Source organism: Ktedonobacter robiniae (assembly GCF_016587375.1).
Lineage (GTDB): Bacteria > Chloroflexota > Ktedonobacteria > Ktedonobacterales > Ktedonobacteraceae > Ktedonobacter > Ktedonobacter robiniae.
Genome location: NZ_BNJG01000001.1, coordinates 4,482,344 through 4,504,994 on the forward strand (window position 1 = coordinate 4,482,344; position 22,651 = coordinate 4,504,994).

Sequence of the window (22,651 nt, forward strand, 5' to 3'; positions counted from 1 at the left end):
AACATTGGGGATACGCATTGGGGCTTGAGCTATCCTCTCTATAACTCACCCCTTAGCGATAGGTCCATTACCGTTAAAGTAGCATAAATGCTACCGTTTCGAGTCATGAAGCACTGAAGCGGCTCTTTATTCCCATCCCTCTCGTGCCATTGTCGCCTAAGAGAAGTCCTCATCAACAACTAATTATTTCTCGCCTACTTACAGGGATTCTCTGCGCCATTGACTTGCACTTTTGTTTATGTTATCTATTAAACTATACTATTTAATATAATTTGCAGTTGTGCTTGTATTAATACAAAGATCGCAAAGTATATACTCTTCCTTTCGTGTGCCACAAGAAGTGACAAAGAAAAAGGCGTTCCGATGAATACACAATCGCACTCCATATCGAATCCCAGTGGCGAGGCAAGCCCAGATGCGCAAGTAGCAGGAGGGCTTGCCCAGCATGTTGCGCCGCGCAAGAAAAAAGATGTAGACTACATCTTTTATGAGTTGACACGCAGCATTTGTCCGGAATGTCGCCGAGTTATTGATGCGCATATACTTTTGCGTGACAATAAGGTGTACATGCGCAAGCGCTGCCCTGAACATGGTACATTCGAAGGGCTGGTTTATAGTGATGCCAAAGCGTACATGGCGAACGCTCGCTTCAACAAACCCGGTACTCTCCCGCTTGCGTTTTCTACCGAGATCCAGCATGGCTGTCCACACGACTGTGGTCTCTGCCCCGATCACCAACAACATGCCTGCCTTGGCATCATTGAGGTCAACAGTGCGTGTAATATGGACTGCCCACTCTGTTTCGCCGATGCTGGTGCAGGTTTCAATCTGACCTTAGAAGAGGTCGAGGGCATTCTGGATCACCTTGTGGAAACGGAGGGCAATCCAGAAGTGGTCCAGTTCTCTGGAGGCGAGCCATCCATTCATCCGCAGATCATCGAGATGATGAAAGCTGCAAAGCAGCGTCAGATCAAGTATGTGATGCTCAACACCAATGGGAAACGGATTGCCGATGATGACGCCTTCCTGGAACAGTTGAACGAGGTGCGGCCCTCGATTTATTTTCAATTCGATGGTTTGGCCAGCGAAACGTATCGCATCCTGCGTGGTGAAGCAGGCATATTGCCACAAAAGCTGCGCGCTCTCGACCGCCTTGCACAAATAGGCTTGGGCGTGGTCCTGGTCCCTGCTATTGACCGCTTTGTCAATTTGCATGAAGTGGGCGACATTGTGCAATTCGCGATGAAACACCCGGCAGTACGGGGAATCAATTTCCAACCAGCGTTCCAATCTGGCCGCCATGGTGAGCATGATCCCATGGAGCGCTTAACTATTCCTGATATTCTCAAAGCTCTTGAAGTACAAACAAAAGGCACCTTTGCCGTGTCCGATTTTGTTCCTGTCCCCTGCTGTTTCCCCACCTGCAACTCGGTGACCTATGCGTTGATCGATGGAGAAACTGTGCTGCCACTACCACGCGTGCTCAACGTGGAGGACTACCTGGACTATATAACCAACCGCGTGGTTCCAGACTTGGGGAAAGATATTCAAACAGCGCTCGAAGGATTGTGGTCTTCCTCGGCGGTACCTGGATCAGAGAAAGCTGCACAGCAATTCGCGATCTCATGCACCGCATGTGGTCTCCCTGATGGGCTCGACCTGGGAGCATTTACCCAGAATATCTTCATGATTATGCTTCAGGATTTTATGGATCCATGGACGTTTAATCAAAAAAACCTGATGAAATGCTGTAAAGAGATTCTGCTGCCCGATGGCAAACAAATCCCGTTTTGTGCCTATAACAATGTTGGCTATCGAGAGCAGGCACGTCTCCAGCTTCAGGCACGCGAACGTGAGCGCAACAAGGCCAGGCGTGCAGGCATTCCCTATGCACCAGCCCCCTTGACCTTCACTTTTGAGCAGAAGCAGCAAAACGACGTCATCCAGGTGACGCCACCTGGAAAAGGACTGGCGCATGAACCCAGAGCATGAGACCCATGATACTATCGATAGCGCAGAGCTGAAAACGTGTTGCGCGAATGCCTACCAGAGCGACCTGGCGCGCGTCCTGCTGGGCGACTCGTTTCACCCTGGTGGAGTCAAACTGACGGAACATCTTGGCCGGCTACTCGGCTTGAGTCCCCAGCAGCGTATCCTCGATATCGCATCGGGGCAGGGCATGAGTGCGATCACGCTCGCGCAGCGCTTTGGCTGCCAGGTACTCGGGATCGATTATGGCGAAGAAGCTGTCCAAAAGGCAATGCAGGCAGCGGAAGCAGCAGGAGTTGCTCATCTGGTGTCTTTCCAGCAGGGTGACGCCGAACGTCTTCCGGTCCCGGAGTGTACCTTTGACGCTGTGATATGTGAATGTGCCTTTTGCACGTTCCCAGACAAGCCGACCGCAGCCGCAGAGTTTATGCGTGTGTTAAAATCTGGTGGACGTGTGGGATTAAGTGATCTGACACGTACTGGGAGGGTTCCCGATGATCTGCAAGGACTGCTCGCCTGGATAGCCTGTATTGCAGATGCGCAACCGGTTGAGGAATATACACGTTACCTCACCAATGCAGGGCTGAGCATCGACCTGGTGGAAACACATGACAGCGCCCTCGTTGAAATGGTGCAGCAGATTCAAGGGAAATTGTTGGGTGTAGAATTGCTCGCACGAATCAAGAAAATTGAGCTTCCACCTGCCATTGATTTTGAGCAAGCAAAAGCGCTAGCGAAATCGGCTTCCACAGCAATTCGGGCACGCCAGTTCGGATATGTGGTGATAACGGCAGGCAAGCCAGCCTGAAGGGAGGACATTGGCTTGCCTGGAGTGTGCTATCTACCAGTTTGAACGACGCGGCCAACTGTGCCTGGAGATAGCCAGCAACAATGGGGGCGCTTCAAGCAAGTGTAATGCCTGTTCCCATGCTCTGCGGTGACAAGATCGTACCCCTCTTTCCGTAAGAAGCTGGCAATCTCCTATTGCATCCGCTCTTCACCAATAGCGACCAGAACTGGTACTTGTGTTTTTCCGAACAGTTCTGTCATGGCTGCGCTCTTCCTCTCTGCGCCATATAGGTTGGTGCCAAGAACCATCACCGTCCTTACATCTTGTGACTCAAGAAAGAGGCAGTATGTTGGCGCATACTCCACTAGTTGTCCATCAAAGAGGACACCTGTTGTGTCAGCCATACGGCGTGCCTGGTAGGGATTGGACGTTGTCAGGATAATGGTCATCTCCTGTCCTAGTGTTTGGAGCAATGTCTCGATCTGATAGGTTGCGGCTGGATCAAGGAGGCTACAAGGCTCATCCAGCATGAGGACATCAGGTTCTAGAGCAAGAGCGCGTGCCAGACAAAGTAATTGCTGCTGTCCCGCCGCCAGATGGAGTGCATGCTGTGTGAGCCTCTCTTTGACGTTGTGCCACAAGCCAACACGCTGCAGGGTCTGTTCAACACGCTCATCGAGTTGGCGCTTGCGATACCCATATCGAAGACGGAGGCCATAGGCCACATTTTCATAAATTGAGCGTGGAAACGGGTTCGGGCATTGGCAGACCATACCCACTCGCTGACGCAGAAGCATGATCTCAGTACTATTGCGCCCATAGAGGGAAAGATCTTCACCATCGAGAAGGACATTTCCCTCGATACGTACATCAGAGAACAGGTCGTAGGTGTGATTGAGAACGCGTAACAAGCTGGATTTTCCGCTCCCTGACGAGCCAAGAAAGGCCGTAATCCCATAGCGCTCAATATCCACGCTGACATGAAATACCCGTTGTGTTCGCCCGTAGAAGACGTTGAGATCACGAATTTCAAACTGGGGTGTTGTGCGTGACATCTCCGGGTCCCTTTCCTGCACTTGCGGTACCAACTAGAATGCGCGTCATTGCGCATTCTGGTTTCTGCTTCTCCTATGGCCTCTGATATTATAAACGCCTTTACTTGACGGCTGTGTTGCGAAAAGAAAGCTGATCTGTTAGAGTGGGCAAAAAAGAGCAGAAAAGGACTCGTTATGACAGAGCAGCAGCCGTTCAAATGGCATCATTCTCCTTTGCGTGAGATGGTATCTGCGTTATGCGCTCAGTTATCGTGATCTCGAAGAACTTATGCAGGAACGAGTCCTATTCCTGGCGTGTGGACGAGGCCTATGTAAAGATTAAAGGGGCATGGATGTACCTCTACCGCGCAGTAGACACTCGAGGAAACACCTTAGAATTTTTGCTGAGTGCGACCCGTGATGCACAAGCAGCCAAGCGTTTTTTGCGAAAGCGCTCATGCCCTCCCACACGGTGACTTCCCGCGTCATCACGGTCGATAAAAACGCGGCCTATCCTAAAGCCTTCAAGGAGTTGAAGGCAGCAGGGGGTTTGGCAGCTTCTTGTGAATTACGACAGCGCAAATATCTGAACAATCTGGTCGAACAAGATCACCGCTTCATCAAACGGCTGGTGAAGCCAGGAATGGGATTCTTTCCGTTCAAGACCGTGTGGAATACGTTACAAGGATACGAGAGTATGAATATGCTTCGGAAAGGACAGGTGCATGGAGTGGAAAAGGGGAACATCACTGAGCAGGTCACGTTCATCGCCAGTTTGTTTGGATTGGTCGCCTAAGCTCAACTGACAACGAGACTTCATATCCATCGTACCCCCTCGTAAATCTTTGCAACACAGCCCGAAAAGGCAACAATGCCGTATGTAGAGGTGCAACTATCGTCGCGTTTGCCGCATATCCGCTTAAAAGTTGACGCTCACAAAAAAGAAACCAGGGAGAACAAGTATTGAAACCGATCTTTGAAAGTATAGCGAATTCTTGACAATCATTGAGTAGCATAGTATGATTTGAGCATGAAACTCAGTGATTACGCGAAACAACAAGGGGTCCGCTATGAGACAGCCTGGCGTTGGTTCCGGGACGGGAAAATCCAGGGGCGGCGCGTAGGGGCTCACACGATTCTCATCGACGAGCCAATCAGGGTGTCAGTCCCCTCATCGAAGCCTCAAACCGTGGTCTACACGCGGGTGTCTTCCGCAGAAAACAAGACCAACCTGGACAGTCAAGCTGAGCGGTTGGTTGCCTACTGCGCTGCTCGTGGCTATCAAGTGGGCAAAGTTGTCAAGGAAATTGGCTCTGGCGTCAATGACAATCGGCCGAAGTTTCTGGCTCTCTTGGCCGATCCAAGTGTGGGCCGTATCGTCATTGAACACAAGGACCGGGGTACCCGCTTCGGGTTCCGTTACATCGAGACCCTGCTTCAAACCTATGGGCGTGAGATCGAGGTCGTCAATCAGGCCGACAATGGCACAGAAGACCTGCTCTCAGACCTCACCAGCATCGTGTACTCGTTCTGCGCCCGGCTCTATGGGCAACGGCGTGCCAAACGCAAAACAGAGCGTCTTGTGCAGGAATTGGAGGCCGACCGTGCACCTGGTTGAAAAGCACATCATTCTTCGGAGTGATCCACGCTATGCCACGCTTGACGCGGCCTGTTTTGCTTCCAAAAATCTCTACAATACGGCGCTGTATGAGATCCGTCAGGCCTTCATCTTTGAGGAAAAACACCTCAACTACAATGAAATGGATCGGCGGATGCAGTCGCATGAAGCGTACAAAGCACTGCCTGCGAAAGTGGCCCAACAGGTATTGCTGCTGCTCGAACGCAACTGGAAATCCTTCTTTGAAGCGCTCGATGCCTACAAGCGCGATCCCTCAAAATTTCGCCGACGCCCCCAATTCCCCAAATACAAGCACAAAACGACAGGCCGCAACGTACTCATCTACATGATGCAGGCCGTAAGCCGCAGCAAACGGACCCTTGGACGACACCTCATTCAGCCTTCGGGACTGGGCATTCAGATCAAAACCCAACAAGATCCCAAGGCGATCACTCAGGTCCGTGTGGTTCCCAAACACGGTTTTGTCGTCGTTGAGATCATTTATGAACAGGAGCCGAGCCGCTCCGCCGTCGATCCCGCGCTCATCGCTGGCATCGATCCTGGTCTGGAAAATCTGATCGCACTAACTTCAAATAAACCGGGTTTTGTCCCGGTCGTCGTTAACGGGCGCGGTCTGAAAAGTACGAATCAGTTCTACAACAAGCGGCGAGCAGAACTCCAACAAGCTCTTGGTCGTCCTGGAAACACGCGGCGCATGGAGCGCTTGACTCTCTGGCGCAATCGGCGGATTGAGCATGATCTGCACACCATCTCGCGTTTTGTGATTGATGTGCTGGTGGCTGAGGGGATCGGAACGCTCGTGATTGGTCGCAACGTGGGCTGGAAACAGGAGATCAACCTGGGGAAACGGACAAATCAGAACTTTGTTCAGGTGCCTCATGCCCAGTTCATCCAGATGCTCACCTACAAAGCTGAGCAAAAAGGCATCCAGGTGATCCTCACCGAAGAAAGCTACACCAGCAAGGCCAGTTTCCTGGATCGCGATCCTTTGCCGATCTACCAGCAAAGCCAGGAGCATGCGCCTGTTTTCAGCGGCAAACGGATCACACGGAGGCTCTATCGGGCATCCAATGGCCAACTCATTCACGCCGATTGCAACGGGTCCTATAACATCATCAGAAAAGCAGCTCCTGATGCCTTCGGGTCGGAGGGAGTAGAGGATGGGGAGCGCAGGGTTCATCTGCCGGTAGTCCATCCCGTGAGGCTGTCATTCCCTCACAAACCCGCTCGCGAGAAAATCCTGGCCTCTGTCAGGATTCGCTAGTCACGACGGAACTATTGCTTCCTGGTCTGTGTGAGTTCTACCCCTGGTTACTCTCAGCTCACTCGTAGATACTTGGAAGAAAGGCGGTTTAATCGCTCTTCCAGTGAGCTTATAAACTGCTCGAAGCCACTCAACCGATATTCGTACTTTTCGTAAGATGGGTAAAGGTCTGTACCTCACTGGCGAGATACCCTGGCGCGAAGTTCTCGTTTCGGGACATGCCCTCTCGGCGGAGCGCTCAAAGATCTCGAAGTCTAAGGGGAATAGCCACGCGGGCGGACCACTTGAACTGGTCGAGCGCGAGTCGGCGGACGCGCTACGCTACTGGGCAACCTCGATCAAGCCCGGCCTGGATACGCCCTTTCATCCTGAGTTGATCGCCAATGGTCGTCGCCTGGTCACAAAACTGTGGAACGCGGCCCGCTTTGCCGCGCGTCACTTGCAGGAACTCTCGCCCGAGGAGATGACTTCTACACAAGAGCTGGCTGGGCTCCTGCCAACGGATCGCTGGTTGCTGGCCCGCCTGGCGCATACCATTGAGCACGCCACCCTGGAGCTCAGGGAGAACGACTATGCCGCTGCGCGTGCGGAGGTCGAGCGCTTCTTCTGGTCGGATCTCTGTGATAACTACCTGGAACTGGTCAAGGCGCGGCTGTATAACGGTATGGGTGAGCACACACAGGCGGCCCGGTGGACGCTCTACCAGGCCCTGCTGGCAGTCATCAAGCTGCTGGCCCCATATATGCCCTTTATCACTGAGGAGATCTACCAGGGTCTCTTTCAAGAGCGAGAAGGTGTCACTTCGTTACATCTCGCATCCTGGCCCCAGGCACCAGCGTGGTGGCAGAGTGCGAGAGCCGAGGCCGATGGGCAGGCGTTGCTGGATTTGCTAAAACAGGTTCGGCGCTATAAAGCGGAGCAAGGACTCTCGGTCGGGGCAGAGCTGGAGCGATTGGAGTTGAGTGTTCGTTCAGATCTCAAGGATATGCTTGAGGCCGCCCTGGTCGACCTCAAAAGCGCCACGCGTGCGCGAGAATTGATCTTCACCTGGTAAGAGGTATAGTGGCATACCGTGCGCTACGTACGTACGTGCCTACGCTCTTCGAGATCGCGAAGGAAGGGCAGGCATTTCGTAGGGTAACGTCGACCCGGCATAAGTTGTGTCGGCGCGTACGTACGTAGCGCACGGTTCCTTCCTACAGGACAGAAGCGATCATGGCTAGTATGCCAAAGACCACTAATGTCCCTCCCAGGTAGATATCTTCAACCTGACCAGGGTTTGCTGCTGGCACTACAGTGCTCAAGCCTTCAGCAATAATGAGAACGATAAAACCAATGATCGTGATACCTAGAAAGACCAGTAAACGTACCCACCACTTTAAACGTGGTTTTTTGTGCTTGATCATAATAAAGGCAAGCGTCACTATAGCAACCAGGAAGAAAACTAAAAGAGCAACAATAGATATATCATTGCTAGTGAAGCCGGTTAGAAAGCCAAATACTCCCAGACTAGCCCAACATGAATTGAAGAGATAGAGCATAATACTCAAAATAATTCCACCAGTGGAACGTCCCTGTTCGATTGGAACTTGAGGATATAGCGGGGTTGCATAGTAAGGCGTTTGCATTCCCGCAGATTGTTGTGTGTAGGGGGAAGGTGCATAGGCTTCCCCTGAGCCATAAGGACTGTAGGCGGCTGGAGTTGTATAGACAGGAGTTTCATGGTAATTAGGGGTCGTTGATATCGCATCTTGCGATCGTCTAGTGACCCCATACATCTCTTCTCGCTGATTGACCGTGTAGAGATCGCTATTGGCGGGTTTCTCAATAATTTGCCCACAGGCCTCACAATAAAAGGCGCTGAGATCGTTGGCTTTACCACAATGAGGACAGTTTTTCATATAGTGCGGCATATTTCCACGCGCTAACGTGGAAGGGGAGCCATCCTCCTGTTTACGTGTTTTTATGTATCAAAACATCTTCAGATGATATTTCTTATGTGCCTAGTTGGTGCTAGAAATACTGAGTTATAAAAGCGTTCCCGGCATAATGATACACTGTTTAGTTCTTAATGTACAGCGAGAAACTGGTAATGGTTGCTTTTGAGGTATGATAAACAGGAACCGTTATCTTTGCAGTGAACTAATTTGCATTTATCACAACCATGAATTTACAGAATCTACGTATCTTTTTGAAAGTCGCGGAGCTTGAACATGTGACGCGTGCGGCGGAGGAGCTTCACCTGAGCCAGCCTGCTGTAACCAAGATGATTCATAGTCTAGAGCAGGAGGTGCATCTGAAGCTCATTGAGCGTCAGGGGCGGCGCATTGCCTTGACTAATGCCGGGCGTGTGCTCAAGGAATACGCACAACAACTCTTCTCGCTGGAGCGCGAAATGGAGGATGCCCTAAAGGAGTTGCGCGATGTCGAGGGCGGTGAGGTGCGCCTGGCCTTCAATCGCACGGCAGGTGTCTATCTGTTGCCGCTCGTTGTCTCGCGCTTTCGTGCCCGCTATCCGCAGGTGACGCTGCATATTTCTATCCTAAATTCACCTGAGATTGTGCAGGCCCTGCTCAACTGGCAGCTGGATTTTGGTCTTGCCGAGAGCGATACCTCGATCTGCCCGCCAGAGTTGCAGGTCGAGATGTCGACGAGTGATGAGCTGATCCTGGTAGTAGCACCCACTCATAAATGGAGTAAACTCCAGGTCTTGCCGGTTACGGCGCTAAATCAGGGCGAATTGATCCTACGCGAGGAGGAGAGCGTCATTCGGGGGATGATCGAGCAAGAGCTGGAGCGCCACGGAGTTCAAATTCACTCCCTTTTTACCCTGACCGACAACGAGGCGGTAAAACAGATGGTCATGAGTGGCGTGGGCGCGGCGATTATCTCTGCCTTCTCGGTGCAGCGTGAGCTTATGCGTGGAGAACTGGTGCACGTTCCTATGAGCAACCTTAATCTGCGTCCACTGCTCTGCCTGATGCGGCGTGCGGATCGACGGCTCTCGCCCGCGGCCCAGGCCTTCTGCGCCGTGCTCTCGCCCATTCTGGAGCATGGCCTGGAGGCCATACGCGCCTCAACCTTCGAGGGTGGCAGGTAATATCGTATATGTAGTGTTGATGGGGCAATGCCACAGGCATTGCCCCATCAACACTACATACACTTTTTGCTTAGAATAAAGTTGGCATACTTACGGCAGGTGGAGCTTTGGGTGGTTGCTCGCGTGGATCACCATCGCGTGTCATCAGGTAGGGATTGAGGATGCCGTCTTCGTCGGTGGGCTTGAGTCCAGCCTCATAGATGAAGCGGGAGGCTTGGGCATCGCTACCGCGATAGCGCAAGAGAGAGGTCAGGAAGAGCAACTGTTGTGCGCGTGTGTAGGCAACGTAGGCCAGGCGGCGCTCCTCGGCGATGCCCGAGGTTTCAATCGGGCCATCCTCCGTCATGGTAAAAGAGCGCTTGTGTGGGAAGATGCTCTCCGTCATGCCCACGACAAAGACTACCGGCGCCTCCAGTCCCTTAGATTTATGCACCGTCATCAGGCTGACGCAGTCGCGCTTGTTCTTGCTGCTGTCCTCGGCCTGTTCTTTAAGCTGGGCCATGGCCTGTAAGAAGTGACGAATGGTATGGTGGCGCTGGGCGATCTCGGTGAGCTCTTCCAGCTCGTCGTAGCGCCCCTCAAGCTTGACCTCTTCGCGTGGCTTTGGTGTCTCCTCGTCTTCGTCCGCGTTCTCTTTGTGGCGGCTATCATAGTGCAGCAGATGGGTGTCGTAGGCGTATTCGCGCAGGAGCTTGATAGCCTCAGCTGGTCGATTGCGACACTTATGACTGATCCGCTGAATCAAGCCAACGAAGTCTTTGACGCCCAGCTGGAACTCAGAGGCGATGGTATAGGCCTGCTCTTCACAGAACTGTAACAGTGGCTGTCCCCCGGCAAATGAGGAGAGTGTGCCATAGAAGGTAGGCGTAAAGCGATGCGAGATCTTTCCTGTGCGTGTAAAGTACTCCCGAGAGGGGATATTTGCCACCACGCGGAAGGCCGCGTTCTGCTCGCCGCAGTGTACGGGCGTCAAAACGTCTTCGCGTCTGTGCGGATTGGGTGTCTGACGCGAGGCGAGAAAATCCTGGTAGATGCGCGTGCCATCGACCAGGGTCAGGAAGGCCAGAACGTCACGCGTGGTTTTGCGCTTAAAGAACGAGGAGCCACCTACCGTGCGGTAGGGGACGCGGTGCCGGGCCAGGGCGATCTCCAGGTTGGCCAGGTGATGATTGGTACGCGCCAGCACGAAGATATCGCGGTAGCTGAGTTTATCCTGCTGGGTACGCCAGGTGCGTGCCAGCTCCTCAATGCGTGTCGCGACCCCGTCAGCCTCGCTCTCCTGGTCCGGGTAGGTTGTGACCAGTACCGGTGCACCACTGGGCAGCGTTGGGCGCAAGACCTTTTCGAAGCCGGGAGTAATATCATTTTTGCTGATCAGGGTGTTTGCGGCTTCGAGGATCTGTGGCGTCGAGCGATAGTTGTGCTCGATGCGATAGATCTGCCCCTTGGGATACATGCTTTTAAACGAGAGGATCGAGGCCTCGGGGCTGGCGCCACGGAATTGATAAATGGCCTGGTCCGGGTCACCAACGACGACCACGTTATGCCTGGGCGCGGCCAAGTACTGAATCAGCTTATACTGTGAGGGGCTGGTATCCTGTGTCTCGTCGATCTGGAGATACTGATAGCGATTCTGCCAGGTCTTGCGGAATTTGGGGCTGCTCTCAAGCAGCAACAGCGGAATATAGATCAGGTCTGAGAGGTCGTAGAGCTTCTCCTTCTGCTTGCTCTGCTCATAGCGCTCAAAAAACTCCTGATAGCGGGCCGCCAGTTCGGGCATGAGTCCCAGGTGGCGGCGGAAGAAGTCCTGTGATTGATCGGGCTGGATAAGCTCTTCCTTGGCCCGGTCGACTGCTGCCAGCACGTCGGTAATATTGACTTCCCAGTTCATGCCGCGTGAGCGATCGCTACGCCAGGGGCGTACAATATCTTCGGCCAGCCATTGGCGTGGATCGCCGCTGATGAGGCGCTGGTTGAGCTCCTGTGGTTTAAGCTGGAGCTTCTCGCGTAGCATGACGTGTCCCAGACCGTGAAAGGTCACGACGCGGAGGGCCTTGAGATCTTTGATGAGTAGGCCCCTGGCTTTCAGGCTTTTGAGGGCGCGCTTCTCCATCTCCTCTGCGGCGGCGCGGGTAAAGGTGACACAGAGAATGGCCTCGGGGGCAACCCCGACATCGGCGATCAAGCGCACAAGGCGTTGCACGAGGATCGCGGTTTTGCCTGTGCCTGCCGCCGCGATAAAGGCCGCGGGACCATCTGTATGGGCGATGGCGGCCGCCTGTTGCGGATTGGCGACAAACTCTATCTTTGAAGCTGTTGTTTTCGCTCTGGATTGTGCTCGCTGCGTTGCCATCCTACAAATTTCTCTTCCTATACTTACTATCCAAGTTATCTCTGTCACGGTTTTGTACTATAGCATGCCCCGCCAGTGATGGCAACGACGCATAGTACCGGGGGTCCCAGCAGGAAGCAGGCTCTCCGGGCCGTTTTTCAGACCCTTTTTGTAGCCCTCCGGTACGCTAACAAAAAGAGTATCGCTTGAGAAAGCGTGTTTTTGGCGGGGATGTGAGCTTTATCACTGCCCTCTTCTCTGCCTTTGACATATACTGGCTTCTAATGTCGCGTGTGCGTACTGCGTTGGTCGTACGGCCTTGTGTTCTGGCAAAAAAAGGCTACAATCAGAGAAAAGCAGTTTAATTAGGTATGTAAATTCTATGTTTCGAAATTTAAAAGCTATTGAAATCGCTGAGGGCGCCCTGCTGGCTGATGTCGCGGTTATCGCGCAACTGGCTGTGACTTATCTACCCCTGGTGGGGGAGGTCTTTCGCAGCCTCATCTTTCTGGTCTTCGCCGTTCTGGTCTTGCGCCGTGGACTCTATACGGCCTGTTTTGGCCTGGGGGTCGCACTCTTCCTGATTCTGGTGTTGATGGGACCAGCGGCAATGCCGCTCATCTTCCTGGAATGTGTGGGCGGGCTTTTTTTGGGTTTTACCATGCGCCTGCGTCTCCCACACTGGCTCCTCCTCTTCATTGGCATTACTTGTGGGGCTATGGCGTTTTACGGGTTGGTCCTGCTGGTATTTGTGCTCTCGGGTCGTCCGTTGGGGACGATTACCCAGACCATTGACCAGCTTAACACTAGCATGAGCCAGCTTGTCACGCTCTTCACAAAGCGATTGGGATGGTATGCCTGGTGGCAGCATACCTGGGCTACGCGTGCACAGGCGCTTGGACTCTGGTTAAAGTCGTACTGGTGGCTGACACTCTATCTTGTAATGTGCGCGATCATGCTCCCATTTGTGACGATTGTCTATACCTCTATCAACTTGTTTGTACGCCTGCTTGGCTATGATGTGCGTCCGTTCCCTGGACCACGGATTGAGCGTTTTGTGCGCAGGCTCCTTATGGGGACCTTTAAGCTTGTGCGTGAGATGCTCTTACGTTTGCACAGCTGGAGAAGGCAGGAAAAGAGAGGAGAGGCCGCGTGAGAGAACAGGTACCATTTATTGACTTGCAGGGTATTTGTTATGCTTATCCAGTTTCTGGTGAGGCAGAAACTACAGCCTCCCTCGCGCTCAATGAGGTCTCGTTGCAGATTGACCGTGGCGAATACGTCGTGCTCCTGGGCCATAATGGGAGCGGCAAGTCAACCCTGGCACGCCATTGTAACGCCCTGCTCTTGCCTGATGCCGGGCGTGTACTGGTGAATGGTATTGATACGCGTGATGAGGGGAAGCGGCGCTATGTGCGTGATAGCGTGGGCATGATCTTTCAGCATCCCGATAATCAGATCATCGCCACCATTGTGGAGGATGATGTGGCCTGGTCTCTCTCTGTGCGTGGTTTCTCGCGCCAGGAGATTCGAGAGCGCGTCTCTCAGGCACTTGAGGCCGTTGGCATCGCGCATTTGCGCCATTCACCTCCGCATAAGCTCTCCGGAGGGCAGCGTCAGCGCCTGGCAATCGCTGGAGTGCTGGCGCTTCGCCCACAGTGTATCATTGCCGACGAGGCGACATCCATGCTTGATCCGCTCTCCCGCCGCGAGATTACCCGCCTGTTGCATCAGCTTCAGCAAGCGTATGGTCTCGCTGTGATCCAGGTGACACACCTGCTGGAGGAGGCTGTACTGGCTGAGCGCGTGGTGGTAATGGAACAGGGCCGTATCGTGCATGAGGGGCAGCCCGTTGAGATCTTTCGTGACCTGGAGCATTTGCGGCGTTTGAAGCTGGCTATTCCTGAGCCGCTAGAACTGGCGCAGCGCCTGCGGTTGAGCGGTTTCTCTATCGCGCCCGAGGCCTTGACGCTGGAGACCATTGCGCGGGAGGTGGCACGTGCCTGAGCCGATTATTCGCGTACGTCAGTTGAAGCATATCTATCAAGCTGGCTCCCAGCCAAAGGTGGCGCTTGACGAGGTGAGCCTGGAGATTGCTCGTGGGAGCTGTACCGCCATCATTGGCGTCACGGGCTCTGGGAAGAGCACGCTTATCCAGCACTTTAATGGTCTGCTCTTTCCCTCTGCGGGCGAGGTCATCGTGGATGGCGTGAAGGTGATTGCGCGGGGCGTCGACCTGCGTTTACTGCGACAGCGGGTGGGGATGCTCTTTCAGTTTCCGGAGATGCAGCTTTTTGAGAAAACCCTCTTCGACGATGTAGCCTTTGGCCCAAGGCGGATGAAATTGCCATCCGCTGAGATAGAGGTGCGGGTGAACACGGCGCTTGAGAGCGTCGGACTCGCGCCCCAACGCTACGCGAAACGTTCGCCTTTTGAGCTGAGTGGTGGTCAGCGGCGGCGTGCTGCCCTGGCTGGCGTCCTCGCGATGCAGCCCACAGTCTTGATTCTGGATGAGCCAACAGTAGGCCTGGATGCCGAAGCTCGTACCGAGTTCTATACCTATCTGCGCGAGGCTTCGTTGGAGCGAGGCATAACCATTATTCTGGTTTCACATGATATGACTGAGGTCGCGGCCCTGGCGGATAATCTGTTGGTCCTCCACCAGGGGAGACTGGTCGCCCAGGGAACTCCGCGTACAATCTTTGCCCAGGCGGATCAACTTATAGGTTGGGGGCTGGCACCACCGCCGCTACACGAGCTCTTTGTCTTGCTGCGGCAGCAGGGGGTTCCGCTTCCCGTTGATGTTTATTCGCTCGAAGAGGCTTTTGCCTGGCTCGCTACACATAGCAAGCTCTCCCGCTCATCGTCGTAGTCGCCTCCAGGCGGGAGGCCCATGAGAGAAGAAAGAGATGATGCTACAAAATTTGCCGATTGGCGTCTATTATCCTGGTCAAAGCTTCCTCCATCATTTGCGAGGGCGTACCAAGCTAGTGCTGCTCTTCTGGTGTGCGATCTGGCTGTATATCGCGGAGACGCGTACATGGCATTTTGCGCCTTATATCGTGGGTATCATCCTGCTAGCTGCGACCATTTCCGCTTCAGGCATCGTGCCGCGCGTGCTCTGGTTGCGCATGCGCTTTCTCCTGCTGTTGTCCTTGCTCGGCTCGCTTACGCTGCCCTTTGCCACCGTTGTGCCCAAGGATGATCAAGCGCTCTCCATATTGGGTCCCTGGCCTGTTTCTTATAGTATTGCCCTGAACGGACTACTGGCCATCCTTGGCGTTTCTCTAGTCGTGGTGGCCTCTCAGTTTCTCCGCCTGTCTGCGGTACAGGCCTTCTGGCGGCGTCCATGGGTGAGGCGACTCCGTTTTCTTGCCTGGGTTCTGTTGCTTGGCTCTTTTGTGGGTATCTGGCTGCTTACTGGTAGCGCCGGAACCCAGATGTTGGCGCTTGGGCCTGTGTTTGTGACGCGTCTGGGCGTCTGGTATGTCTTTGAGGTGGAGGGGCTATTGTTGCTCTATGCCTTTTCGCTGCTAATTATGCTCACGACCTCGCCGGTCATACTCGTTGAGAGCGTTACTAGCTTGATGGCCCCCTTGCGCCTGGTACGCTTCCCCGTTGATGATTTTGCCTTGATGCTGCTGATCGCGTTGCGTTTTATCCCGACACTCTTGGAGGAGATTGAGCAACTTAGTAAGGCACAGCAGGCTCGTGGAGCATCACTGGCTGATGGAACCCTGGCCGAGCGCTTTCAGGGCTTTATCATGCTGGTCATTCCCCTGATGCGAGGGATATTTCAGCGCGCCAATGATCTCTCTACAGCGCTTGAGGCACGAGGATATGCCGTCGATGGCAAGCCGACCATGTTACACGAGACTGGACTGCGAGGAATGGATTATGTGACGCTTGTCGTTGTCCTGGCCCTGACCATTAGCTCGCTGCTGTTGTAGGTAGAGCGTGCAGAGTAAGAGGTATGCTCTCTGTTCGTTCAAGACAGCCACTGCCTACAGTTCTCCTGCCGGATTTGTGCATGTCGTTTTCTCAACCTGGAGCATTATATTTCAATGAATCTCAATCGTATCTTAACAAGTCGATAACCCGTTCTTCTACTCTATCGGCTACTATATGCCCTGGGGAACGAAATCGACTACATGCTCTATATATGCGTTATATGTAGTGCTTGTAGAAACGAAAGATTGTCCGAGTTAAGTACCGCTTATCTGTGCATCCTGCGTATAGGACCATCCATAAGCGATTGCTCCTCACTTTCATATGCCGGGATGAAAACGTCAAATAGGGTTGTAATTCTATTTGCGTTTGAGTGAATGGTACTGGTGAGCTGTCTTGGGGGAGAAAGCTCACCAATGACTCGGCATCTGGGTCCCTGTTGGGGGCAATAGGAGAGAGTTGCGAAATGACTCTCTCCTATTGTGTTTTTGGAGAAAAATTTCCTATAGCATTCGCTTGAGAGCCTGCTTCTCTCGCTAGATTTGAGGCGAGATCAGACCATAGTGTAGGGCAAAGCGCACCAGTTGGGTAATATCGTGCAACCCCAGTTTCTCCATCATATTTGAGCGATGGGCCTGCACTGTTTTGATGCTAATGACCAGCTTATCCGCGATCTCTTGATTGGTAGAGCCCTCGGCAACCAGCTTCAAGACCTCCATCTCACGCGCGGTGAGCGTTTGTAAGGCTTTGTCTAGCTTGGCCCTTTGGGGAGGGAGTGAGCCAGGTTGCTCAGGCGGATTCTGTGGCGCGACATAGGCGCGAATCAAGGCTTTGGCCAGGCCAGGGTAGAGGAAGGCCCCACCTTGCGCAATAGTACGTACCGCGTTGCACAGTTCCGTGGGCACCGCTTTCTTGACAATGTAGCCTGCGGCCCCTTTTTTGAGCGATTGGAGAAAATATTCTTCACTCTCGTGCATAGTGAGCATAAGCACCTGCGTGCCAGGGGCCAGGGCGCGAATACGCTCGCAGGCCTCCAGTCCGTCGAGCTGTGCCATACTAATATCCATGACGACGATATCGGGCCGTTGCTCCTGAACGAGTTTGATTGCCTCCAGTCCATTACGGGCCTCGCCCACGACTCGCATATCAGCCTGGGCTTGTAGGAGGAGCGTTAAGCCCTGGCGTAAGATGTCGTGGTCATCGGCCAGGACAATACGCGTGATTCGTGCTGGATTGCTCTGGGTCATAGCTTTTTCCTTTCTCCAGAATCTGTGGGGATGTCGCCTGTGCTGGCAGGGGGAGGCAGACATCGATATGGGTGCCCTGTTCTGGCTGTGAGCGCAGGGTCAGCGTTCCCTGGAGTAACGAGGCCCGTTCACGCATGCCAACGACTCCCGAACCTGCATGTGCTCTGGCGGGATCATAGCCGCAGCCTTGATCGCTAATCTGGAGCAAGAGATGTTGCTCGGTCTGGCGCAGTGTAATCCTGGCCTTCTGTACCTGGGCATGGCGTGCCACATTGGTCAGGCTCTCCTGGGCGATGCGAAAGAGCGTCGTCTCGTAAAGTGGTGGCAGCGCATGAACCTCTTCGCTTATGCCCTCAAGTGTCAACCCAACCTCCAATTGGAGCCGTTGCGTGCTATCTTCAACTAGCCAGCGAAAGGCGGCTGCCAGCCCCAGGTCGTCCAGGACGCTGGGGCGGAGCTGTTGTGCCAGGACGCGTACTCCCTCAAGGGTCTGTTGTGTGAGCTGGTTTAGGTGTTGTAGACCTTGCTCAAGCTGCTGCCGGGTCGCGGAGCGCATCTCCTGTTCGGGTAGGAGCTGAAGCTGCTGGCGCAGTAGCTCATTATGAATAAGGAGCGCGGTAAGATTCTGCCCCGCCTCATCGTGCAGCTCCAGGGCGATGCGCCGGCGCTCATTCTCCTGAGTCTGGAGAATAAGGCGCGTTTGCTCTTGCCGTGTATGTTCCAGGCGATCAAGCATGGTATTAAAAGAGCGCGCTAGCTCGCCAATTTCGGTGTCTACATGCCTATCGAGAGGCGCGCGTAGCTGAGTCTCTCCTGTACTGATCTGGCGTATGGTCGCGAGCAGGCTAAAGAGGGGGCGGAAACTGAGGCGGAGGAGGATGAAGTTGATCACCACAGTTGTCAGGGTCGCCACGACGATAAAAGCAGTGTCTAGCAGGTAATGCGCGGATTCAAGGTTATGGCTGGTAACCCAGAAGCCGACTTGGGCCTCGCCCAGGAGCATGAGGGTGTTGGCGAGAATGACTTTCTCGAAAAGTGAGAGTCGCCAACGTCGAACCTGCCGCACGAGAAAATGAATCACTGTCTGCTCGCTTCACATAGTATACTTTGGTGTTTGATGCTACATTTTGCCATAGTCTAGCATAGATTGATAGACTCGACTATGTTCTGACCTGTTGAGGAGGGGGATAGAGAGCTTATTGATGAGGTCTGCGTGTCTTTTGCGACTTTGACATGCAGTACATAGGTAAGGGGGGCGAACCCATCGGCCTGTGTCTGAAAGGTGATCTCCCAGGTCCCCGCCATCGTCAGGTACATATGTATCGTATACTGGCCCGAACCCAATGGCGCGACGTGTGAACTGACGGGTTCCATCTGCATATCGGGCATCTGGGCGCTGGGTGTTACCTGCGCCTGGTTAATTGGCAGCCCCTGAGTATCTGTGAGATGAAGATGAATAAGTGCCGCATGGTTAGCGACCAGGCTCTCCTCACTAATCTGTACCTGGAGTTTGGCTGGAATAATCGCGGGTCGAAGTAGCGCCACACTCAAGACGCCTACACAGGCGAGAGCCAGGCAAAGCCAGAAGAATGGTCGTACACACATTTGCTAGAGATCCTTATCACTGTAGAGAAAATGAACGTTTGCCGTCTTTACTATCTATAACATAGAGATCTGTCCCTGTCTATTGGAGCAAGTCCCTATTTTTGCCCTGTTCTGCCCTACATTAGGCTGGAAGTGTGGTATGTGTTGGTAGCCGCAGGCTACCAACACATACCACACTTCCAGCCTAAAGAGAGCGCCGCAGGCACGAGGTTGTGAGTTCCCAATGAGCGCAAGACTAGACTATTGCAGCTAATATACAGTGCAATAGTCTAGCCTTTATCCACCTAACGCTCGATTGGTGAAACGGAAATAGAAGAGTGGTAGGGGCAGAAGTCGAGGATGGGCGAGAAAATTGCCCCTTGTGCAGCATCTACATCTTAGAAAAATAGATGAGGTAAGATTTGCCCAATACTGGCTGTTTGTTGAGATCACCCTGCCCAAGGGTGTTCAATCAAGTTTCCGCTTTTATGCATCTATATCTTTCTCTGGCCTTAGGATTAAACTATAAATAGACGATATAACTAAATATTATATCGTTTAGCGGTGTTTTTAATGCAGCAATAAGTTTTTGCTTATTTTTCATTTTTGTTATATAATAAAAATAAATATGCACGCATCCTTTTATAAGTGTGTAACAGTTCTGCGTGACGCACCGTGTTAGAGATGTTAAAGAGAGATCAATGGTTCTCTCCTGTCCTCTTACTACCGGTGCTTGAGGAGGCAAGCATATTGTGTATACCTCGTCTGCCGGTTTCACCCGCTCCTGTTCATGGATGTTCTGAGGTGGTTGGCTCAGCTTTGTAGTGCGTTGAACTGCCTGGAGAAATTATCATATGAACATCGTACATATTGCTCCCGCCTGGATTTCTATTCCACCCAAAAATTACGGGGGACTGAAGTTGTCATTTATAACTTAATCGAGGAGCAGGTCGCTCGGGGACATTCTGTCACCCTTCTTGCTCCTGGTGATGCTAAAACATCGGCACACCTGATCTCATTTTTGCCTAAAGCGCTTGGGGAGGATGGCGTTCCCTGGTACGCCCATCTGAAGGCGTTCTATCATTTGCAAAGGTCCGTTGAGTATATTCGCGAGCATACCTTCGATATTGTGCATATGCATCTCTCTTCTGCCTCTGATATGTACCTCCTGCCGCTCACTGCGAGCCTCTCGGTTCCCAGGGTCATGACGCTCCATAGCTGCTTTCCCTTTGACCGGGCGGGTTCCTATATTGGTGACGCGGACAGCTATTATATGGACTGGCTTGCTGACGTGCCACTGGTCGCCATTAGCGAGCAGGCGCGTAAAGAGGTTCCTTATGATCTCAAGTTTCTGGATGTGATTCATCATGGTCTGCCTATGCAGGTGTTTACGCCGACGACCAGCGAGCCAGAGCCATACCTGGCTTGGTTAGGACGTTTCGTTCCTGAGAAGGGGGCGCACCTGGCAGTCGCTGCGGCGAAGGAGGTGGGGGTGCCACTGGTGCTGGCGGGCATTGTGGATCGTCACCTACCAGAGGCTGTTCGTTACTTTGAGGAAGAGATTGAGCCTGAGCTTGATGGAGAAAGGATTAAATATATTGGTCCTGTCAATATGGAGCAGAAGCTCGACTTCCTCAGTCGCGCGAAGGCGCTGCTCAATCCCATTACCTGGGAGGAGCCTTTTGGTATGGTCATGCTTGAGGCAATGGCGCTAGGTTGTCCTGTCATCTCCTTTAGGCGAGGGGCCGCTCCTGAGGTGGTGCATCACGCCAGGAGTGGTTTCCTGGTCTCCAATCTTGAGGAGATGGTGCAATCTATAGCACATATTGAGGAGCTTGACCGTGTCCAGGTGCGCGCTCATGTGGGGCAGCATTTCTCGGTCAAGGTCATGGCTGAGCGCTATACGCAAGTCTATCGCCGTGCCATCGCGACCCATGTGCGCAACCATTGGACGCGTCCAGCCCTTGTGACACCCCCCATTGTTCACCTGCCTGTCTCTCCTACCTTAATGGCTAAAAGAGACGACCTTGCGTCGGCTGGGTTTCCGTCGCTGACGGCTCAGTTTCCCATGGCAGAGACGGAAGCGGGACGTATGTCTTAATGCGGGTATAGAGCTCACGACAGATCGCCGGTGAATGTTCTTCAAATGGGCAGTGGCAGAAAGCATAGACCGTTGTTCCTTGCTTGAGCCATGCGCCCATTTGTTGTGCCCACTCATCGAGGAAGGGGGTGTTGACCTCCATGCGTGGATGCCCGATATAACGCACAAAGACAAAGTCTGTAGTGTGAGCTAGATGCACTGGTAGATTGGGTTTACGTTCGCGGGCTTGGAGCATCTGCTGTTCGCTGCTCGACCCTATGCGTATCGGGCGTGTATCCATAATCACGCGAGCTACTGCATAGCGCTGGAGCAACTCGTCCAGGGGCTGGGCATGGGGTGCTTTAAAGAAGTCGGGATGGCGCACCTCGACGGCGAGGCGCGCGTCTTGCGGCCAGAAGTCAAGGAAGTGTTCGAGTTGGGTCAGTTGCCCTGGGCCAAAGGAAGGGGGCAGCTGTAAGAAGATGGGTCCCAGGCGCTCGCCCAGTCCGCGTATGCGCTCAAGGAAGTGGAGCGCGGCGCTCTTTTGCGCGTCGAGTGGCGCGCTATGGCTGATATCACGTGAGACTTTTGGGCAGAAGCGGAAGGTGGCCGGGGTTTCCTGGTGCCAGCGCGCTACAGTCTCCTCGGAGGGCAAAGCGTAAAAAGTCGTGTTTCCCTCGACACAGGTCAGTCTTCTACTGTAGAGGTGTAGAAAATCGCTCGCGGGTGTCTTTGCCGGAAAAAAATCTGTTCCCACCCATGCTTTATAGCCCCACATGGGACAGCCCAGGTAGAAGTGTGGTTCCATTGTGTGGTCCTCCTCCCTTGCTTATGCTCAGCGTGTGTATGCTCTGGATGCTTGCGCATGCTTTGTCGGGTCAGTATAGCATATTTGCTTTATATTCTCTCGTTGGGTTGTGTAAAAATGTCGGATTATTGTCGATTTCGCCTTGTACTTTTACATCCTGGCTGGTAATGTTGTATTTTGGTATTATTCGAGTATTTTGCTCTTTAACACACTTGCTTTTGCGAAAGGTCCGGGTGCGCTTCCGATGAAATTGCAGACAATTCTTGATCCCGTTGAGGCCTCTCCTCCTGAGACCCAGACACAACCTCTGCGCCGCTCTGGCGGTTGGACTCCTTTTGCTCTTCCTCGTATTGGCCTCCATCTCCATAGCGACGGCGAACAGTTGCTCCTGGCGAACCGGACTGCCATCTCCTGGGTGATCTACCACAAATTCCACCAGCTTGGCGTTATCGATGCCGATGAGACGCTCTTGTTCTCCCTCCCCAAATATGGCTCCTTGAGTGTACGCCCCATGGGACCAATGATAACGCGGAGTTTCTGGTCCTGCCCTTGCACCATACCATTCAGCAGGTGGTCATTTACAGACACACGATAGGCGCAAATATAGAGATCTATGATATGAAGGGCATGGTAATCTAAGGCGTATTCCTCCACCGACAATACGAAAAGTTGCTACCGTTGCGTTCTCTTCTCAAGAGAAGGACTTGCTGTTTCTCTGAATATGGGAAAGACTCCCATCATATGGCCGTTTTGGGGGATGGGTTAGTTGTGTGGCGAGTACCTGGGCTATACTTATGGATGGCTAATTATGAATGTAAAGATTCAGGGAAAGCGTA

General features: G+C 53.2%; 19 protein-coding genes and 1 pseudogene. 13 read left to right on the forward strand and 7 right to left on the reverse strand.

What is annotated here, in order from left to right:
* Window positions 1–363 precede the first annotated feature (363 nt).
* Window positions 364–1,992 carry a radical SAM protein gene (locus JMJ04_RS18645; protein WP_201371937.1) on the forward strand — a complete coding sequence of 543 codons (1,629 nt, stop codon included), beginning with the start codon at window positions 364–366 and terminating at the stop codon, window positions 1,990–1,992.
* A complete protein-coding gene (locus JMJ04_RS18650) occupies window positions 1,976–2,797 on the forward strand; it encodes a class I SAM-dependent methyltransferase (protein WP_201371938.1) in 822 nt (273 codons plus the stop codon). Before JMJ04_RS18645 ends, JMJ04_RS18650 begins: the two co-directional genes overlap by 17 nt.
* A 173-nt stretch (window positions 2,798–2,970) precedes the next feature.
* On the opposite strand, the gene JMJ04_RS18655 is transcribed toward JMJ04_RS18650, so the two are convergent.
* Entirely contained in the window at window positions 2,971–3,834 is an 864-nt protein-coding gene (locus tag JMJ04_RS18655) for a phosphate ABC transporter ATP-binding protein (protein ID WP_201371939.1), read from the reverse strand.
* Window positions 3,835–4,008: 174 nt separating this feature from the next.
* On the opposite strand from JMJ04_RS18655, the pseudogene JMJ04_RS18660 reads away from it, so the two are divergent.
* The 4 genes and pseudogenes from JMJ04_RS18660 to JMJ04_RS18675 all read left to right on the forward strand — a co-directional run bounded on the left by JMJ04_RS18660 (window position 4,009) and on the right by JMJ04_RS18675 (window position 7,770).
* Window positions 4,009–4,609, forward strand: a pseudogene (locus JMJ04_RS18660) (IS6 family transposase).
* Window positions 4,610–4,843: 234 nt separating this feature from the next.
* Entirely contained in the window at window positions 4,844–5,431 is a 588-nt protein-coding gene (locus JMJ04_RS18665) for an IS607 family transposase (protein ID WP_201369098.1), read from the forward strand.
* Entirely contained in the window at window positions 5,418–6,716 is a 1,299-nt protein-coding gene (locus tag JMJ04_RS18670; protein WP_201371940.1) for an RNA-guided endonuclease InsQ/TnpB family protein, read from the forward strand. Before JMJ04_RS18665 ends, JMJ04_RS18670 begins: the two co-directional genes overlap by 14 nt.
* 157 nt (window positions 6,717–6,873) lie before the next feature.
* Entirely contained in the window at window positions 6,874–7,770 is an 897-nt protein-coding gene (locus JMJ04_RS18675; protein WP_201371941.1) for a class I tRNA ligase family protein, read from the forward strand.
* Between the two features lie 142 nt (window positions 7,771–7,912).
* Here the strand turns inward: JMJ04_RS18675 and JMJ04_RS18680 are convergent, their stop codons facing one another.
* Complete coding sequence (locus JMJ04_RS18680) at window positions 7,913–8,617, reverse strand: zinc ribbon domain-containing protein (RefSeq protein WP_201371942.1); 705 nt, start codon at window positions 8,615–8,617, stop codon at window positions 7,913–7,915.
* Window positions 8,618–8,880: 263 nt separating this feature from the next.
* On the opposite strand from JMJ04_RS18680, the gene JMJ04_RS18685 reads away from it, so the two are divergent.
* The gene (locus tag JMJ04_RS18685) at window positions 8,881–9,816 is read left to right on the forward strand and encodes a LysR family transcriptional regulator (RefSeq protein ID WP_201371943.1); all 936 of its coding nucleotides are present in this window, start codon (window positions 8,881–8,883) and stop codon (window positions 9,814–9,816) included.
* Between the two features lie 70 nt (window positions 9,817–9,886).
* Here JMJ04_RS18685 and JMJ04_RS18690 read toward each other — a convergent pair whose 3' ends face one another.
* The gene (locus JMJ04_RS18690) at window positions 9,887–12,169 is read right to left on the reverse strand and encodes an ATP-dependent helicase (protein ID WP_201371944.1); all 2,283 of its coding nucleotides are present in this window, start codon (window positions 12,167–12,169) and stop codon (window positions 9,887–9,889) included.
* Between the two features lie 361 nt (window positions 12,170–12,530).
* On the opposite strand from JMJ04_RS18690, the gene JMJ04_RS18695 reads away from it, so the two are divergent.
* The 4 genes from JMJ04_RS18695 to JMJ04_RS18710 are packed head-to-tail and all read left to right on the forward strand — an operon-like array spanning window position 12,531 to window position 16,098.
* On the forward strand, window positions 12,531–13,304 hold the full coding sequence (locus JMJ04_RS18695; RefSeq protein ID WP_201371945.1) for a YybS family protein: 774 nt from the start codon (window positions 12,531–12,533) through the stop codon (window positions 13,302–13,304).
* Window positions 13,301–14,155, forward strand: coding sequence for an energy-coupling factor transporter ATPase (locus tag JMJ04_RS18700; RefSeq protein WP_201371946.1), 855 nt, complete (start codon window positions 13,301–13,303; stop codon window positions 14,153–14,155). The genes JMJ04_RS18695 and JMJ04_RS18700 overlap by 4 nt, the downstream gene beginning before the upstream one ends.
* Window positions 14,148–15,020 (forward strand): energy-coupling factor transporter ATPase, encoded by an 873-nt coding sequence (locus tag JMJ04_RS18705; RefSeq protein ID WP_201371947.1) that lies wholly within the window; start codon window positions 14,148–14,150, stop codon window positions 15,018–15,020. The genes JMJ04_RS18700 and JMJ04_RS18705 overlap by 8 nt, the downstream gene beginning before the upstream one ends.
* A gap of 37 nt (window positions 15,021–15,057) precedes the next feature.
* On the forward strand, window positions 15,058–16,098 hold the full coding sequence (locus tag JMJ04_RS18710; protein ID WP_201371948.1) for an energy-coupling factor transporter transmembrane component T family protein: 1,041 nt from the start codon (window positions 15,058–15,060) through the stop codon (window positions 16,096–16,098).
* A 534-nt stretch (window positions 16,099–16,632) separates the two neighbouring features.
* Here the strand turns inward: JMJ04_RS18710 and JMJ04_RS18715 are convergent.
* From JMJ04_RS18715 to JMJ04_RS18725, 3 genes are read right to left on the reverse strand one after another with little or no spacing between them, the layout of a single operon-like run.
* The gene (locus JMJ04_RS18715) at window positions 16,633–17,343 is read right to left on the reverse strand and encodes a response regulator (protein ID WP_201371949.1); all 711 of its coding nucleotides are present in this window, start codon (window positions 17,341–17,343) and stop codon (window positions 16,633–16,635) included.
* Window positions 17,294–18,424 (reverse strand): HAMP domain-containing sensor histidine kinase, encoded by a 1,131-nt coding sequence (locus tag JMJ04_RS18720; protein ID WP_201371950.1) that lies wholly within the window; start codon window positions 18,422–18,424, stop codon window positions 17,294–17,296. Before JMJ04_RS18720 ends, JMJ04_RS18715 begins: the two co-directional genes overlap by 50 nt.
* Window positions 18,425–18,480: 56 nt before the next feature.
* Window positions 18,481–18,948: a FixH family protein gene (locus JMJ04_RS18725; RefSeq protein WP_201371951.1), complete on the reverse strand. Its 468-nt coding sequence runs from the start codon at window positions 18,946–18,948 to the stop codon at window positions 18,481–18,483.
* Window positions 18,949–19,735: 787 nt separating this feature from the next.
* Between JMJ04_RS18725 and JMJ04_RS18730 the strand changes: the two genes are divergently transcribed.
* Window positions 19,736–21,028 carry a glycosyltransferase family 4 protein gene (locus tag JMJ04_RS18730; RefSeq protein ID WP_236038069.1) on the forward strand — a complete coding sequence of 431 codons (1,293 nt, stop codon included), beginning with the start codon at window positions 19,736–19,738 and terminating at the stop codon, window positions 21,026–21,028.
* Here the strand turns inward: JMJ04_RS18730 and JMJ04_RS18735 are convergent.
* On the reverse strand, window positions 20,940–21,815 hold the full coding sequence (locus tag JMJ04_RS18735) for a DUF72 domain-containing protein (protein ID WP_201371952.1): 876 nt from the start codon (window positions 21,813–21,815) through the stop codon (window positions 20,940–20,942). The two genes, JMJ04_RS18730 and JMJ04_RS18735, sit on opposite strands and share 89 nt — an antisense overlap.
* Before the next feature lie 244 nt (window positions 21,816–22,059).
* Between JMJ04_RS18735 and JMJ04_RS18740 the strand changes: the two genes are divergently transcribed.
* Complete coding sequence (locus JMJ04_RS18740; RefSeq protein ID WP_201371953.1) at window positions 22,060–22,410, forward strand: hypothetical protein; 351 nt, start codon at window positions 22,060–22,062, stop codon at window positions 22,408–22,410.
* The last annotated feature ends 241 nt before the right edge of the window (window positions 22,411–22,651 follow it).